Origin of the sequence: Streptomyces sp. NP-1717 (assembly GCF_022695985.1) — a bacterium.
Taxonomy (GTDB): domain Bacteria; phylum Actinomycetota; class Actinomycetes; order Streptomycetales; family Streptomycetaceae; genus Streptomyces.
This window is the reverse complement of record NZ_JAAPBF010000057.1, coordinates 1-14,563: the sequence shown is the minus strand read 5'-3', so window position 1 is coordinate 14,563 and position 14,563 is coordinate 1. Positions and strand designations below refer to the sequence as shown.

Annotated in this window: 15 protein-coding genes, 1 pseudogene and 1 riboswitch; of the genes and pseudogenes, 7 read left to right on the top strand and 9 right to left on the bottom strand. The window is 70.8% G+C overall.

Annotated features, from left to right (window positions below; all coding sequences use genetic code 11):
• Window positions 1–95: 95 nt before the first annotated feature.
• Window positions 96–845 (bottom strand): enhanced serine sensitivity protein SseB, encoded by a 750-nt coding sequence (locus GXP76_RS14850; RefSeq protein ID WP_242571975.1) that lies wholly within the window; start codon window positions 843–845, stop codon window positions 96–98.
• A gap of 257 nt (window positions 846–1,102) precedes the next feature.
• Window positions 1,103–1,777: an AAA family ATPase gene (locus GXP76_RS14845; RefSeq protein ID WP_242571974.1), complete on the bottom strand. Its 675-nt coding sequence runs from the start codon at window positions 1,775–1,777 to the stop codon at window positions 1,103–1,105.
• 227 nt (window positions 1,778–2,004) lie between these two features.
• Window positions 2,005–2,102, top strand: a riboswitch (glycine riboswitch).
• Between the two features lie 157 nt (window positions 2,103–2,259).
• Between GXP76_RS14845 and gcvT the strand changes: the two genes are divergently transcribed.
• From gcvT to GXP76_RS14825, 4 genes are all read left to right on the top strand, one after another.
• The gene (gene gcvT / locus GXP76_RS14840) at window positions 2,260–3,423 is read left to right on the top strand and encodes a glycine cleavage system aminomethyltransferase GcvT (protein ID WP_242571973.1); all 1,164 of its coding nucleotides are present in this window, start codon (window positions 2,260–2,262) and stop codon (window positions 3,421–3,423) included.
• Between the two features lie 79 nt (window positions 3,424–3,502).
• Window positions 3,503–3,880 carry a glycine cleavage system protein GcvH gene (gene gcvH / locus GXP76_RS14835; protein ID WP_078074962.1) on the top strand — a complete coding sequence of 126 codons (378 nt, stop codon included), beginning with the start codon at window positions 3,503–3,505 and terminating at the stop codon, window positions 3,878–3,880.
• A gap of 16 nt (window positions 3,881–3,896) precedes the next feature.
• The gene (gene glyA, locus GXP76_RS14830) at window positions 3,897–5,165 is read left to right on the top strand and encodes a serine hydroxymethyltransferase (protein ID WP_242571972.1); all 1,269 of its coding nucleotides are present in this window, start codon (window positions 3,897–3,899) and stop codon (window positions 5,163–5,165) included.
• Window positions 5,166–5,464: 299 nt separating this feature from the next.
• Window positions 5,465–6,847: an L-serine ammonia-lyase gene (locus GXP76_RS14825; protein WP_242571971.1), complete on the top strand. Its 1,383-nt coding sequence runs from the start codon at window positions 5,465–5,467 to the stop codon at window positions 6,845–6,847.
• A gap of 20 nt (window positions 6,848–6,867) precedes the next feature.
• Here GXP76_RS14825 and GXP76_RS14820 read toward each other — a convergent pair whose 3' ends face one another.
• From GXP76_RS14820 to GXP76_RS35610, 3 genes are all read right to left on the bottom strand, one after another.
• Window positions 6,868–7,782 (bottom strand): M56 family metallopeptidase, encoded by a 915-nt coding sequence (locus GXP76_RS14820; protein WP_242571970.1) that lies wholly within the window; start codon window positions 7,780–7,782, stop codon window positions 6,868–6,870.
• Entirely contained in the window at window positions 7,779–8,150 is a 372-nt protein-coding gene (locus tag GXP76_RS14815) for a BlaI/MecI/CopY family transcriptional regulator (protein WP_242571969.1), read from the bottom strand. The genes GXP76_RS14820 and GXP76_RS14815 overlap by 4 nt, the downstream gene beginning before the upstream one ends.
• A gap of 223 nt (window positions 8,151–8,373) precedes the next feature.
• Window positions 8,374–8,499: a hypothetical protein gene (locus GXP76_RS35610; protein WP_277993389.1), complete on the bottom strand. Its 126-nt coding sequence runs from the start codon at window positions 8,497–8,499 to the stop codon at window positions 8,374–8,376.
• Here GXP76_RS35610 and GXP76_RS14810 point away from each other — a divergent pair.
• The 3 genes from GXP76_RS14810 to GXP76_RS14800 all read left to right on the top strand — a co-directional run bounded on the left by GXP76_RS14810 (window position 8,498) and on the right by GXP76_RS14800 (window position 10,186).
• Window positions 8,498–8,833: a hypothetical protein gene (locus GXP76_RS14810; RefSeq protein WP_242571968.1), complete on the top strand. Its 336-nt coding sequence runs from the start codon at window positions 8,498–8,500 to the stop codon at window positions 8,831–8,833. The genes GXP76_RS35610 and GXP76_RS14810 overlap by 2 nt on opposite strands.
• Window positions 8,834–8,905: 72 nt before the next feature.
• Window positions 8,906–9,556, top strand: coding sequence for a DUF305 domain-containing protein (locus tag GXP76_RS14805; RefSeq protein WP_242571967.1), 651 nt, complete (start codon window positions 8,906–8,908; stop codon window positions 9,554–9,556).
• A 141-nt stretch (window positions 9,557–9,697) separates the two neighbouring features.
• Complete coding sequence (locus GXP76_RS14800) at window positions 9,698–10,186, top strand: DUF4396 domain-containing protein (protein WP_242571966.1); 489 nt, start codon at window positions 9,698–9,700, stop codon at window positions 10,184–10,186.
• Between the two features lie 41 nt (window positions 10,187–10,227).
• Here the strand turns inward: GXP76_RS14800 and GXP76_RS14795 are convergent, their stop codons facing one another.
• The 4 genes and pseudogenes from GXP76_RS14795 to GXP76_RS14780 form a co-directional block, all read right to left on the bottom strand.
• Window positions 10,228–10,578: a hypothetical protein gene (locus tag GXP76_RS14795; protein ID WP_242571965.1), complete on the bottom strand. Its 351-nt coding sequence runs from the start codon at window positions 10,576–10,578 to the stop codon at window positions 10,228–10,230.
• Window positions 10,575–12,344 carry a cytochrome c oxidase subunit I gene (gene ctaD / locus GXP76_RS14790; protein WP_242571964.1) on the bottom strand — a complete coding sequence of 590 codons (1,770 nt, stop codon included), beginning with the start codon at window positions 12,342–12,344 and terminating at the stop codon, window positions 10,575–10,577. The genes GXP76_RS14795 and ctaD overlap by 4 nt, the downstream gene beginning before the upstream one ends.
• A gap of 441 nt (window positions 12,345–12,785) precedes the next feature.
• Window positions 12,786–14,039, bottom strand: a complete 1,254-nt coding sequence (locus GXP76_RS14785) for a cytochrome P450 (RefSeq protein ID WP_242571963.1) — start codon at window positions 14,037–14,039, stop codon at window positions 12,786–12,788.
• Between the two features lie 90 nt (window positions 14,040–14,129).
• A pseudogene (locus GXP76_RS14780) lies at window positions 14,130–14,563 on the bottom strand (cytochrome P450); the annotation flags it as partial.

Below are 14,563 nucleotides of genomic sequence, written 5' to 3'. Positions count from 1 at the left end.
GGCCTCCCCCGCTTCGGGCCCGTGCCGGCCGGACCATCAAACCAGCTTAGTCCGGCGGGTCATTGCCGGTTCCGGGGCTGACGTGCCACGGCGTGTTACGCGGACGGCGCGGCCGTCCTTTGGTAGAAGGGCCGCACCCGCTCCAGCATCCAGGTGCCGACCGGGTCCTGGGTGGCGTCCAGCAGAACGAGGTTGACGGGCCAGCCGACCCGGACCCGGCCGAGGGCCCTGCCGAGCGCGTCCATGGGCGCGTTGCGTTCGGCGGCCTCCCAGGAGGAGAGCTGGACACCGACGAAGAGGACCGGGGGCTCGCCCTCGATGCTCGCGAGGCCGCGGCGCGCGCTGAGGACGACGCCGGACGCCTCGAACTCCTCGGCCGCCGCCGTGAGGAAGTCGACGGGGTCCTCCTGCCAGTCGGGCTCGAAGAGCCGCACCCGGCCCCCGCTGGCGGGACCGTCCAGCGGCGTACGGCCCACCCGGCACAGCTCCGCGACGGCGGGCGGCGGCAGCGGAGCCCCGACCATGCCGCCGGGGTTCACGGCTATGCCGAGGCGCGGGGGCAGTCCGCGGGCGAACTCACGGGCCGGGGCGACGGTGAAGGGCATATGGGCCCCGACGCACTGGAGGAACTGCTGCTCGGAGCTGAAGACGGGGACGTAGGGCACGCCCTCGATCTCCAAGGTCGGCAGATCGAGTCCGGGGCTGTCGGGTCCGCCGCCGTTGGGCAGCGGCACCCAGAGCTGACTGCGGCCGAGCACCTCGACCAGCCGCCCGCCCGCCGAGTCGTTCCCGAGCGAGGCGGCGAGCACCTCTTCCAGCTCGTTGCCCGGCCATGCTGTGTTCACAGAACTCTCCCGTGTCCGCCCGTGCGTACCGCGCGGCGCCGGTGCGTACCGCGCGCCGCGAAAACCCTAACGCCGGTGGGGCGTGGCCGGGCGCCGCCGACGGCGGCTCCGCCGCCCGCCCCCGGTGGGCGGGGTGTCCTCCATCGCCGGGCGGGCTGCATTCGCTGCCCGTCCGGCGATGGAGGACGAACGCCGGCCCGAGGGCCGGCAGTGCCGCTGCCGCGCATTGCCCGGACGCCGGCCGGAGGGCCCGCTTCTCAAGTGCCCGGGAAGTCGATCCCCGTCAGCGCGCCCGCGACGTCGCGGTCCAGGAGAACCGCCGAGGCGCAGCCCGCCGGGAGCCGTCCCGCCTGCGCGTCAGCGACGAGGCGGGACACCGCGCGGCGGTGGCGCGCGAAGGCGTACCCGGACACCCCGCGCCCGCGCTCGCGCTGGCCCGCGCGGGCGGTCTTCGGGGTCACGTCCAGCAGGACGAGGTGGAGCCGTCTGCCGCGTCTGCGCGCCTCGCGCGCCAGCCAGCGCCGCACCCACGCCTGGGTGCCGCAGTCGTGCACGACGACGCTCTCGCCGGAGCGCAGCGCGCGCCGCAGCCCCGCGTAGTGCGCGAGGCGCACCAGCGGCCGGTAGACGGCGTACGGCAGCCTCTCCGGCAGCCGCCGCGCCCAGCGGTCGCGGGTGTCCTGCGAGTCGATCCCCCGGCCGGCCGCCGTCCGGGCGATCAGCGTGGACTTGCCGCTGCCGGGCAGGCCCGAGACGACGACCACGTCGCCGTCGGCGAACATCAGGCGCCGGGGCCCCCGGCGCCCCCGCTCCCGCAGGTCGCGGACGACCGGCGGGACGGCCGCCAAGGCCTTGCGGGGGAGCGCTGCCGGCTGGGCGGGCACCCCCGCGGTCGTCGCGTACGCGCTTGCACGGGACCGCTGCAACGTCATCGCCCTCCCCCTGTCGGGTCCATCGTCATCGCCGATGACCCTTGCCCTTGAAGTGTAAAGAACTGGTAATGCGGCACAAGCGTTTTGCTGATCGCGGCCCGGCCGGTCCCGTCCGCCCGCCCGGAGGGATGTCACCGGCGGTGGCTCCGCCGATGTCCCCGCCGCCCTCCCTCCCTCCGGAGGCCGACGCGTGCGATGATGTGCGCGCCAACTCCATACCGGCCGTTCGAATCCGCGCGGGAGAGTCCTGGTCACCGTGGGTGCCGGGCGCCGAAGGAGCAAGTTCCTCCCTTGAATCTCTCAGGCCCAGTACCGCGCGGACGAGGCAGATCTGAAAAGCGAATCGCCGCCAGGCGGTTCCACCCAAGGTGCAAGTCGTGACTCCGTACGCGTAGGTCTACGTGCGGTCGTGATGAACCTCTCAGGTTCCGATGACAGATGGGGAGGATTGTCCTCTCTGTCATGCCCTGGGAGCCACACCTATGAGCAATACGTCTCACACCCCCGCCCCCGAAGCGGCCGGTCCCGACGCCCCGCGCCTCACCGCGCTCGACGCCGTGCACCGCTCACTGGGCGCCACGATGACCGATTTCGCCGGCTGGGACATGCCGCTGCGCTACGCCAGCGAGCGTGAGGAGCACCTGGCCGTCCGTACGAAGGCCGGCCTCTTCGACCTCTCCCACATGGGCGAGATCACCGTCACCGGCTCGCAGGCGGCCGAGGCACTGGACTACGCGCTGGTCGGCAACATCGGCTCCCTCGCCGTGGGCCGCGCCCGCTACACCATGATCTGCCAGGAGGACGGCGGAATCCTGGACGACCTGATCGTGTACCGCCTCGACACCCACGGCGACCCCGAGTTCATGGTCGTCGCGAACGCCTCCAACGCGCAGGTGGTGCTCGACGAGCTGACCGGCCGCGCCGCGGACTTCGACGTCGAGGTGCGGGACGACCGCGACGCGTACGCGCTGCTCGCCGTCCAAGGGCCCCTCTCGCCCGGGATCCTCGCCCAGCTCACGGACGCCGATCTGGCCGGGCTCAAGTACTACGCCGGGCTGCCCGGCACCGTCGCCGGGGTGCCCGCGCTGATCGCCCGTACCGGCTACACGGGTGAGGACGGCTTCGAGCTGTTCGTGGAGCCCCGGCACGCGGAAGGGCTGTGGCAGGCGCTGATGGCCGCGGGCGCGTCCGCCGGACTGGTACCGGCCGGCCTCTCGTGCCGCGACACCCTCCGTATGGAGGCGGGCATGCCGCTGTACGGGCAGGAGCTGACCACCGGCCTCACGCCCTTCGACGCGGGCCTCGGCCGGGTCGTGAAGTTCGAGAAGGAGGGCTACTTCGTGGGCCGTACGGCGCTGGAGGCGGCCGCCGAGCGCGCCGAGAGCGCGCCGCCGCGCAAGCTGACCGGGCTCGTCGCCGAGGGCCGCCGGGTGCCGCGTGCCGGATACCCGGTCGTGGCCGGCGGCCAGGTGGTGGGTCACGTCACCTCCGGCGCGCCGTCGCCGACGCTCGGCCGGCCGATCGCGATGGCCTACGTGGACGCGTCGCACGCCGCGGCGGGCACGGCGGGCGTCGGGGTCGACATCCGGGGCTCGATCGAGCCGTACGAGGTCGTCTCGCTGCCCTTCTACAAGCGACAGAAGTGACCCTCGCGCACCGCGCCGCATCTCAGTCCGCAAGACACGTGTTCACCACCACTCCCCCGCGTACAGGAGAATTCACGACATGAGCAACCCCCAGCAGCTGCGCTACAGCAAGGAGCACGAGTGGCTGTCGACCGCCGATGACGGCGTGTCGACGGTCGGTATCACGGAGTTCGCGGCGAACGCCCTCGGCGACGTCGTGTACGCCCAGCTCCCCGCGGTCGGTGACACGGTGACCGCGGGCGAGACCTGCGGCGAGCTGGAGTCGACCAAGTCGGTCAGCGACCTGTACTCCCCCGTGACGGGTGAGGTCACCGAGGCGAACCAGGACGTCGTGGACGACCCCTCGCTGGTGAACTCCGCACCCTTCGAGGGCGGCTGGCTGTTCAAGGTACGCGTCGCGGAGGAGCCGAAGGACCTGCTCTCCGCGGACGAGTACACGGAATTCTCCGGCAACTGAGACCCCAGGGACTGTGATGTCTTCGAAGTCGCTTCTCAACTCCTCCCTCCACGAGCTCGACCCCGACGTCGCCGCCGCCGTCGACGCCGAACTCGACCGCCAGCAGTCGACGCTCGAAATGATCGCGTCGGAGAACTTCGCTCCGGTCGCCGTCATGGAGGCGCAGGGCTCCGTCCTGACCAACAAGTACGCCGAGGGATACCCGGGCCGCCGCTACTACGGCGGCTGTGAGCACGTCGACGTGATCGAGAACATCGCGATCGACCGGGTCAAGGCGCTGTTCGGCGCCGAGCACGCCAACGTGCAGCCGCACTCCGGCGCGCAGGCCAACGCCGCCGCGATGTTCGCGCTGCTGAAGCCCGGCGACACGATCATGGGCCTGAACCTCGCCCACGGCGGTCACCTGACGCACGGCATGAAGATCAACTTCTCCGGAAAGCTCTACAACGTCGTCGCCTACCACGTCGACGACGAGAGCGGTCAGGTCGACATGGCCGAGGTCGAGCGCCTGGCCAAGGAGTCGCGCCCGAAGCTCATCGTGGCCGGCTGGTCCGCGTACCCGCGTCAGCTCGACTTCGCCGCGTTCCGCCGGGTCGCCGACGAGGTCGGCGCCTATCTGATGGTCGACATGGCGCACTTCGCCGGTCTGGTCGCCGCGGGCCTGCACCCCAACCCGGTGCCGCACGCGCACGTCGTGACCACCACCACGCACAAGACCCTCGGCGGTCCGCGCGGCGGCGTGATCCTCTCCACCCAGGAGCTGGCCAAGAAGATCAACTCCGCGGTCTTCCCGGGACAGCAGGGCGGTCCGCTGGAGCATGTGATCGCGGCGAAGGCGGTGTCCTTCAAGGTCGCGGCGACCGACGAGTTCAAGGAGCGTCAGCAGCTCACGCTGGACGGGGCCCGTATCCTCGCCGAGCGCCTGGTCCAGGACGACGTCACCGAGGCCGGCGTCTCCGTCCTCTCCGGCGGCACCGACGTCCACCTGGTCCTGGTCGACCTGCGGAACTCGGAGCTGGACGGCCAGCAGGCCGAGGACCGGCTGCACGAGATCGGCATCACGGTCAACCGCAACGCCGTCCCGAACGACCCGCGCCCGCCGATGGTCACCTCCGGCCTGCGGATCGGCACCCCGGCGCTCGCCACCCGCGGTTTCACCACCGAGGACTTCACCGAGGTCGCGGACGTCATCGCGGCGGCGCTGAAGCCGGAGTTCGACCGCGACGCCCTGGCGGCGCGCGTGAAGGCGCTGGCGGCCAAGCACCCGCTGTACCCCGGCCTGTAGTCGCACCGGTCCGGGGGGGGCACCGCGCGCACCCGACCGGTGCGCGCGGTGCCCCGCACCGTTCCACCCCCGTACGTACGTTCTTTGCACCACCCCGGCAGACAACGGCGTCGGGTGCCCCTCCCGGCAAGCTTTGCCCCGTCGCGCCGCCCAGCACGCACGCTCGCCGCGTTGGCCAAAAGCCCCAGTAGCTCCGCTACGAGGGCTTCCGGCCGCCTTGCGACCGCACGCGCCGGACGACGCTCCTCCTGGGGCAAACATTGCCGATCGCGGCACCACCACCAGCAAGGAGTTCCACCGTGGCCATCTCGGTCTTCGACCTGTTCTCGATCGGCATCGGCCCGTCCAGCTCCCATACCGTGGGCCCCATGCGCGCGGCGGGCCTCTTCGCCCGGCGGCTGAAGAACGAGGGCCTGCTCGTCCACACCGCCTCCGTACGGGCCGAGCTGTTCGGCTCGCTCGGCGCCACCGGGCACGGCCACGGCACGCCCAAGGCGGTGCTGCTCGGTCTGGAGGGCGAATCCCCCCGTACGGTCGACATCGAGTCCGCCGACGCCCGTGTGGAGGCCATCCGCGCCGACGGCCGGATCAGTCTGCTCGGGATGCACGAGATCCCCTTCGACTTCGACGCCGACCTGATCCTGCACCGGCGCAAGGCGCTGCCGTACCACGCGAACGGCATGACGGTCCTCGCGTACGACTCCGCCGGCGGCGTCCTCCTGGAGAAGACGTACTACTCGGTCGGCGGCGGCTTCGTCGTGGACGAGGACGCCGTGGGCGAGGACCGCATCAAGCTGGACGACACGGTGCTGACGTACCGCTTCCGCAGCGGCGACGAACTGCTGCGGCTGGCCCGCGAGACCGGGCTGTCGATCTCCGCGCTGATGATGGAGAACGAGAAGGCGTGGCGCACGGAGACCGAGATCCGCGAGGGTCTGCTGGAGATCTGGGGGGCCATGCGGGCGTGTGTGTCACGCGGCATGGCGCGCGAGGGCATCCTGCCCGGCGGCCTCAAGGTCCGCCGCCGCGCGGCGAATTCGGCCCGGCAGCTGCGCGCCGAGGGTGACCCGGCCGCCCGCGCGATGGAGTGGATCACCCTCTACGCGATGGCGGTCAACGAGGAGAACGCGGCGGGCGGCCGGGTCGTCACCGCCCCCACCAACGGCGCGGCGGGCATCATCCCGGCGGTGCTGCACTACTACCTGAACTTCGCGGCGGCCGGCCACACGGACGCCGAGAAGGACGACGACGTCGTCCGCTTCCTGCTCGCCGCCGGCGCGATCGGCATGCTCTTCAAGGAGAACGCCTCCATCTCGGGCGCCGAGGTCGGCTGCCAGGGCGAGGTCGGCTCGGCCTGCTCGATGGCGGCGGGCGCCCTCGCGGAGGTCCTGGGCGGCAGCCCCGAACAGGTCGAGAACGCCGCCGAGATCGGCATGGAACACAACCTCGGCCTGACCTGCGACCCGGTCGGCGGCCTCGTACAGATCCCGTGCATCGAACGCAACGGCATGGCGGCGGTCAAGGCGGTGACGGCGGCGAAGATGGCGCTGCGCGGCGACGGCAGCCACAAGGTGTCCCTGGACAAGGTCATCAAGACGATGAAGGACACGGGCGCCGACATGTCGGTCAAGTACAAGGAGACCGCGCGGGGCGGCCTCGCGGTGAACATCATCGAGTGCTGAACGGGCGGGCCTGACCGGGGTCAGGGCATCGGGCCGCAGGCGATCAGCAGCGGCACCAGGGGGGCGGCGGCCGAGGCCAGGACGACGGCCGGGGCCGTCGCGCGGCGGGGCTTCGGCGGCGGGTCCAGGACGCGGCGCATCCGGATGAGCGAGCCGGAGCCGCCCGCGCCCATCGCGAGGTGCGGGGTCTGGCCGGCCGCGACCTCGTACATGGCCGCGGCGAGCGCCTCTCGCGGGTGACCGCGCAGGGCCCGGTCGTCCGCCGCCATCTCCAGGAGCAGCGCCGTCTGCTCCTGGGCCAGCCGGGCGAGCGGCAGGAACGGGAAGGCGCGCGCGAAGGCCGCCACGGCGGCGCGCACCAGATGGTGGCGCCCCTTGATGTGGGCGTCCTCGTGCGCGAGTACGGCGCGCAGTTGCTCGTCGGAGAGGGCCCGCAGCGCGCCGCTGGTGACGACGATGCGCGGGGCGCGGCCGGGCAGGCAGTAGACGGCGGGCACCCGGTGCTCCACGATCGTCGCGCCGTACCGGGGCGAGGGCGTGCCGACGAGGGCGAGCATGTCGCGCTGCCGGCGCCGGGTGCGGTGCGCGCGCCACGAGATCCGCGTGAGACAGACCGCCGGGAGCAGCACGAGGGCCGCCGGGAGCAGGACGGCCGCGAGGTCGCCGGGTGTCGGCGGCGTGCCCCGTGCCGGGCCGCCCGTCATCAGGCCGCACGCGGTGAGCAGGCCGACGAGACCGTCGTGGACGTGCGGCCCGGTCAGCAGCAGGTGGTAGCAGGCCAGCGCGAGTGAGACGACGAAGGTCGCGGCCAGCCCGAGCCAGGCGGTGATCGCCGCCGTCGGTGCGCGGTGGAGCCACCGGGCCCGCGCCAGGAGGTAAGGGGCCACGGTCCCCGTCAGGAGGGCGTGGCCGGTCAGCACGGCGGTCGTGTTCACGAGGTGCCCTTGCGCCGCCTGGCCACCCGCAGGGCTTCGCGGAGCGCGTCGGCCTCGCCCGGTGAGATCCGCTCCACGAAGCTGAGGAGGGCGCCCGCCGGGTCGGGGTTGGAGCCGAGCGCCTCCTGCATGAGCGCCGCGGTGTACTGCTGGCGCGTGCAGGTCGGCTCGTACAGCCAGGCCCGCCCCTCCTTCTCGCGCCGGAGCATGCCCTTGCGGTACAGGATGTCGGCCACGGTCTTGACGGTGCTGTAGGCGATGGGCCGCTCTGTGTTGATGTCCGTAAGCACGTCGCGCGCGGTCGCGGGCCGCCCCCAGGACCACAGACGGTGCATGATCTCCGCCTCCAGCTCGCCGAGTTGACGCAACGCCCCGCTCCCCTCGCCCCGGCCCGCCGGCCGTACGGCCCTCCGTCGTCGGTGACCGCGACCGCCCATCCTATGTCTCCTCATCCCCTCTCGCGTTGCCACTAAACTGCTTAGCAGTTACGCTCCGACTCACCCTTCGTGGCGGTCGACCATCGTACGGAGGTCGCGGCCGGACGAGGCGGAAGGGGGTTGAGCACGTGACGTCCCACCGCCACTGCGACGTTCAGGTCGACAGGATCCGCGAACGAGCTTCGCGGCCGGGGTCGAACTCGTCCCGGAACAGGCGGGGTTCGACGACGAGGGCGCGCCTGCTGCTGGTCGCCGTGCTCGCGGTCGGCCTGTTCGCCATGCATACGCTCGGGCACCCCGACGAGGCGTACGGCCCAGGGGCGGACCTGATGACCCACGCCTCCGCCGAAGCGGCCCCTTCACCGGGGCGGCCCCTCCCCCACCCGGCCCCGGCCGGCGAGCAGGTCATGGGCATGGACGGCATGGGCATGGACATGGCCTCGCTGTGCGTGGCGGTGCTCGGTACGTGGGCGCTCTCGGCGCCGCTCCCGACGGCCTCCGCCCGGCGGCCGGGAGCGCTCACCGGCGCTCTCGCGGGGCTCGCCGTCGAGCCGCGGCCCAACTCCCCGCCCCGTACTCCGGACTTGGCGTCACTGTCGGTCCTGCGGATATAGGCCGAGCCGTCCTCACGGACCCGAGGCCGCGTACCCACACATCCGTAAGACCGACCACAAGGTTGTACCGATATGAGTTCCGCCAAGCGCGCCACCGAACACACCCCGAAGCGCCGCATCGCCGTCGCGGGCGCGATCACCGCCGCCGCCCTCCTGCTGGCCGCGTGCGGCAGCGACGACGACATGAACGGCATGGACCACGGGGGCGAATCCGCCGCGCGCCCGTTCAACGACGCGGACGTCGCCTTCGCCCAGGGGATGATCCCGCACCACCAGCAGGCCGTGGAGATGTCCGAGCTGGCCGACGGCCGTGCCGCCGGCACGGAGATCAAGGCCCTGGCCGGAGAGATCGAGAAGGCGCAGGGCCCGGAGATCACCACCATGCGTTCCTGGCTCAGGGCATGGGGCGAGCCGGAGGCGGCCGAAAGCGGCATGCCCGGCATGGACCACGGCTCGGGCGGCTCCGATGACACGTCCGGCTCGGGTCACGCCGCGGGCATGATGTCCGGCCGGGACATGCGGGAGCTGACCGCCGCCAAGGGCGCCGAGTTCGACGAGAAGTTCGCGCGGCTGATGATCGAGCACCACAACGGGGCGATCGCCATGGCCCGTGACCAGCGGAAGAACGGCGAGAACACCACGGCGAAGAAGCTCGCCGCCGAGGTGATCGAGGCCCAGACGGCCGAGGTCGAGCAGCTGAACAGGATCCTCGGCCGACTCTGATCAGCCCGCCGTCAGTCCACCGTCAGTCCGCGACGATCCCCCTGGGGTATGACTTCACTAATACCCCAGGGGGGTATACACTCGCACCGTGTCGGGCCATGACGGGGGCCTCCCTACGGAACCGGAAAGAGGTCGAGATCCATGGACCATCACGACCACGCGGAACATACGGCGGCCGGAACGGGCTCGGGCGGCGGCGCGTCGTGGGGCATGGCGGTCAGGGCGACGCTGCACTGTCTGACCGGGTGCGCCATCGGCGAGATCCTCGGCATGGTCATCGGCACGGCCCTGCTGTGGGGCAACGTGCCGACGATGGTCCTGGCGATCTCCCTCGCCTTCGTCTTCGGCTACTCCTTCACCCTGTTCGCGGTCCGCAGGGCCGGCCTCGACTGGAAGTCGGCCATCAGGATCGCGCTGGCCGCCGACACCGTCTCCATCGCCGTCATGGAACTCGTCGACAACGGCATCATCGCGCTCACCCCCGGAGCGATGGACGCGCACCTGTCGGACGGACTGTTCTGGTACGCGCTCCTCGGCGGCTTCGCCGTCGCGTTCCTGATCACGACTCCGGTCAACAAGTGGATGATCGGGCGGGGCAAGGGCCACGCCGTGGTCCACTCACTGCACTGACCACGCGCCCGCGCGCCGGGCCGGACCGCCCGGACGGGCCGTCAGCGCGGGAAGTGCCAGAGGAACACGCACCCGAGGCCGATCAGGGCGGCGAGGTAGGCGCAGAGCAGCCGGCGCTTGAGGAGTTCGTACCGCTCCGTGTACTCCGTCCTCAGCTCCCCCGCGCGCGCCACGACCGCCTCCAGCGCCCGGCGGGACATGGCGATGTGGTCCTGGGTGTAGAGGCTGACGATCTCCTCGTGCTGCGCGCTGGTCAGCCAGGGCATGCGGTCGGCGAAGAGCACGGCGTGGGTGCGGGCCTCCCGCACCCGGCTCTGCGCCAGCAGGTAGCCCTCCAACTGCTGGATGCCTGACGACGCCTCGCCGGGCGTGGGCGTGGACTCGCCGGTCACGACGGGCCCTTGTCGTCTCCCAAGGGAGCGGCGGCGCCCTTCCCGGGTTCCACGACGTCCCGCCGGCCCGCGTTGTGCGTCTCGTCGAGAGCGGACACCTCGGGGTGGTGCAGGTCGAACGCCGGCGATTCGGAGCGGATGCGCGGCAGCGTGATGAAGTTGTGCCGGGGCGGCGGGCAGGATGTCGCCCATTCGAGAGAGCGGCCGTAGCCCCAGGGGTCGTCCTCCTCGACCTTCTTCCCGTACTTGCTGGTCTTCCAGACGTTGTAGAAGAACGGCAGCATCGACAGGCCCAGCAGGAACGAGCTGATCGAGGAGATGGTGTTCAGCGTGGTGAAGCCGTCGACGGCGAGATAGTCCGCGTAACGGCGCGGCATGCCTTCCGCGCCCAGCCAGTGCTGCACCAGGAACGTGCCGTGGAATCCGACGAACAGCGTCCAGAAGGTGATCTTCCCGAGCCGTTCGTCGAGGATCTTGCCCGTCATCTTCGGCCACCAGAAGTGGAAACCGGCGAACATCGCGAACACCACCGTGCCGAAGACGACGTAATGGAAGTGCGCGACCACGAAGTACGAGTCGGAGACGTGGAAATCCATCGGCGGCGACGCCAGGATGACGCCGGTCAGACCACCGAAGAGGAACGTGACGAGGAATCCGATCGACCAGAGCATCGGTGTCTCGAAAGACAGCGAGCCTTTCCACATCGTGCCGATCCAGTTGAAGAACTTCACACCGGTGGGGACCGCGATCAGGAACGTCATGAACGAGAAGAACGGCAACAGCACACCGCCGGTGACGAACATGTGGTGGGCCCACACGGTGGCGGAGAGACCCGCGATGGCGATGGTCGCGCCGACCAGCCCGATATAGCCGAAGATCGGTTTCCTGCTGAACACCGGAATGATCTCGGTGACGATTCCGAAGAAGGGCAGGGCGATGATGTAGACCTCGGGATGCCCGAAGAACCAGAACAGGTGCTGCCAGAGCAACGCGCCGCCGTTGGCGGCGTCGAAGATGTGCGCGCCGAATTTCCGGTCGGCCTCCAGCGCGAGCAGGGCGCCGGCGAGGACGGGGAAGGCGAGCAGGACCAGCACCGCGGTCAGCAGCACGTTCCAGCAGAAGATCGGCATCCGGAACATCGTCATGCCGGGCGCGCGCATACAGACGATCGTGGTGATGAAGTTGACCGAACCGAGGATGGTGCCGAAGCCGGAGAAGGCCAGACCCATGATCCACAGATCGGCGCCGACACCCGGTGAACGGACCGCGTCGGACAACGGCGAATAGGCGAACCAGCCGAAGTCGGCCGCGCCCTGCGGGGTGATGAAACCGGCGACCGCGATGGTCGAGCCGAACAGATAGAGCCAGTAGGCGAACATGTTCAGCCGGGGGAAGGCGACATCCGGCGCGCCGAGCTGGAGCGGCATGATCCAGTTGGTGAATCCGGCGAACAGCGGCGTCGCGAACATCAGCAGCATGACCGTGCCGTGCATCGTGAACGCCTGGTTGAACTGCTCGTTCGACACGATCTGCAGTCCGGGACGCGCCAGTTCGGCGCGCATGACCAGCGCCATCACTCCGCCGATCACGAAGAACGCGAACGACGTGATCAGATACAGCGTCCCGATCGTCTTGTGGTCGGTACTGGTCAGCCACTTGATGACGACGGTGCCGGGCCGCTTGCGCCGTACCGGCAGTTCGTTCGCGTACGAGTCGTCGTCCCTCTCCTGCGGCGCGTCGACCTCATATCCGGGCTGTGCGGCCACACCAACTCCAGTTCAGTCACCGACCGCAGCGGCGAACTCGCCTGTGCGGGCAGGGCAAAGCACGACAAACAACGATGATTACGTCCGCAATGTATTGCATGCCGGTTGCGTGGAGTGACAGAGAAGCGGGCATCAGGCCCGGGTTCACACGTTCGTGGGGCGCGAGGACGCGCACCACGACCGCGTACACATGATGATCCTTCTTAACGCTTTCGCCCGGCCCGGCCGGCGAAGCCTCCGCAGAAGCAGGGGTGGACTCCGATGTGCACGGACACCCCGCCGGGGCGCAGCACCCGCGCCACCTCCTGGAGCACCGCCGGGTAGCGGGGCATATGGACCCGCCCTCTCGTCGCGCCGCCACTGTCCACCGTAGAGGCCCGGAAGGCCGTCCGGGCGGGTCCGCGCGGGTCTGCGCGGGTCTGCGCGGGCCGGGACGGGAGGTCAGGCTTTCAGGCGCACCGGGAGCGTGGCCGAGCTGTTGGAGAACAGTGAGGGTACGGGGATCAGGTCCGACGGGTCGACGGCCAGTGCCAGTTCCGGGTACCTCGTGAAGACCGCCGGTATCGCCAGGGCCGCTTCGAGCCTGGCCAGCGGGGCCCCGAGGCAGAAGTGCGGGCCGTGGCTGAACGCCAGGTGCTTGCGCTGCTCCCGGGTGATGTCGAACTCGTCGGCGGACTCGCCGTGTTGGGCCCTGTCGCGGCCGACCGCGCTGTACGGGGCCATGATCGCCTCTCCCTTGGGGATGCGTACGCCCGCGATCTCCACGTCCTCCAGGGGATAGCGGAAGGGGAAGTTGCCGATCGGGGCGTCCCAGCGCAGGGTCTCCTCGACCACGTCCGCCCAGACCGCCTCGTCGCCCCCTTCGGCGAGGGCGCGCTGGTCGGGGTGGGTGAGCAGGGCGCGTACGGCGTTGGTGATCAGGCTGAGCGTGGTCTCCTGGCCCGCGGAGAGCATCAGCAGCAGTGTGCCGACCAGTTCCTCCTCGCTGAGCGAGTCGGGGTCCGCGTCGCGGGCGGCGATGAGCGCGCTCGTCAGGTCGGAGCCGGGGTTCCGGCGGCAGTTGTCGACGACCCGGGCGAGCAGCTGGTACTGCTCGATCTGACTGGCCGTCACTTCTTCCGGCCCCAGGTCGGAGCGGAAGATGTTGTCCATCAGCTCCTTGAGCCGGGGCCGCTCGTGCTCGGGGACGCCGAACAGTTCGCAGATCACCCGCATCGGCACGGGGTGGGCGAAGTGGCGCCGGAGGTCGACGCTGCCGTCGGCCTCCGCGTGCGAAGGCAGCGCGTCCAGCAGCTCGCCCACGATCTCCTCGATGCGCGGGCGCAGCTCCTGCACCCGGCGGGGCGTGAACGTCTGGGTGACCAGCTTCCGCAGCCTGCGGTGTTCCTGGCCGTCCGAGGTGACCATGTTGGTGACCTTCACCATGCCGATGAGCGGCCAGCCGTCGGATATCTCGCCGCGCAGGACGGCGTTCCAGTTGCGCCAGTCCTTGCTGAAACGCGGGTCGGCGATCATGTCGTTCAGCAGGGCGTGGTCGGTCACGGACCACGCCATGACGTCTCCGGGCAGTTCGATACGGACCACGGGGCCGAGTTCGCGGAGCCTGGCCGCCTCGCCGTGGTGGTCGCTGCCGTGCGGGTCGAGGGTGACGACCGGTATCTCCGCCTCGGACGAGGCTGCCGCTTGCGTGGTCATGTCTTCTCCAGAACTCGGACTGGTGGGGTGCGGATCCCCGGGCGACTTCCGCCGGTACCGGGCCGCTTCGGGCGCCCCGGCCGCCCGGGACTACCCCCGGCCAGTGCGGACGGGTATCCGGGCCGCCGAGAAACGTGCCGGGAGCGCGACGGGGATCCGCGTCCAGGGCGACGGCCGCCAGGTCACCTCCTCGGCCGGGACGGCGAGCTTCATGTCCGGCAGCAGGTTCAGCGCGGTGTTCACCGCCGTACGGGTGATGAGCCGCGCCGGTACCTGCGCCGGGCAGACGTGCGGTCCGGCCGAGAAGGCGAGGTGGGCGCGGTTGCCCGGCTCCTCGTCGCCTTCGTCGGGGCGGATCGCGGGGTCGTCGTTGGCGGCGGCGTGCCCGAGGATGAGGCAGTCGCCGCGCTGGATGAACCGGCCGCCCAGCTCCGTGTCGTGCAGGGCGTACCGGGCCGGCATGTTGTTCATCGGCGGGTCGCGCCACAGCGCCTGGTCGAGCGCGTCGTCGACACCGAGCCGGC

Excerpts from the sequence above, each read along its gene's own strand:
- GXP76_RS14845 (WP_242571974.1), bottom strand. The coding sequence starts at position 1,777 with ATGACGTTGCAGCGGTCCCGTGCAAGCGCGTACGCGACGACCGCGGGG.
- gcvT (WP_242571973.1), top strand. The coding sequence starts at position 2,260 with ATGAGCAATACGTCTCACACCCCCGCCCCCGAAGCGGCCGGTCCCGAC.
- gcvH (WP_078074962.1), top strand. The coding sequence starts at position 3,503 with ATGAGCAACCCCCAGCAGCTGCGCTACAGCAAGGAGCACGAGTGGCTG.
- glyA (WP_242571972.1), top strand. The coding sequence starts at position 3,897 with ATGTCTTCGAAGTCGCTTCTCAACTCCTCCCTCCACGAGCTCGACCCC.
- GXP76_RS14810 (WP_242571968.1), top strand. The coding sequence starts at position 8,498 with ATGCATACGCTCGGGCACCCCGACGAGGCGTACGGCCCAGGGGCGGAC.
- GXP76_RS35610 (WP_277993389.1), bottom strand. The coding sequence starts at position 8,499 with ATGGCGAACAGGCCGACCGCGAGCACGGCGACCAGCAGCAGGCGCGCC.
- GXP76_RS14805 (WP_242571967.1), top strand. The coding sequence starts at position 8,906 with ATGAGTTCCGCCAAGCGCGCCACCGAACACACCCCGAAGCGCCGCATC.
- GXP76_RS14800 (WP_242571966.1), top strand. The coding sequence starts at position 9,698 with ATGGACCATCACGACCACGCGGAACATACGGCGGCCGGAACGGGCTCG.
- GXP76_RS14785 (WP_242571963.1), bottom strand. The coding sequence starts at position 14,039 with ATGACCACGCAAGCGGCAGCCTCGTCCGAGGCGGAGATACCGGTCGTC.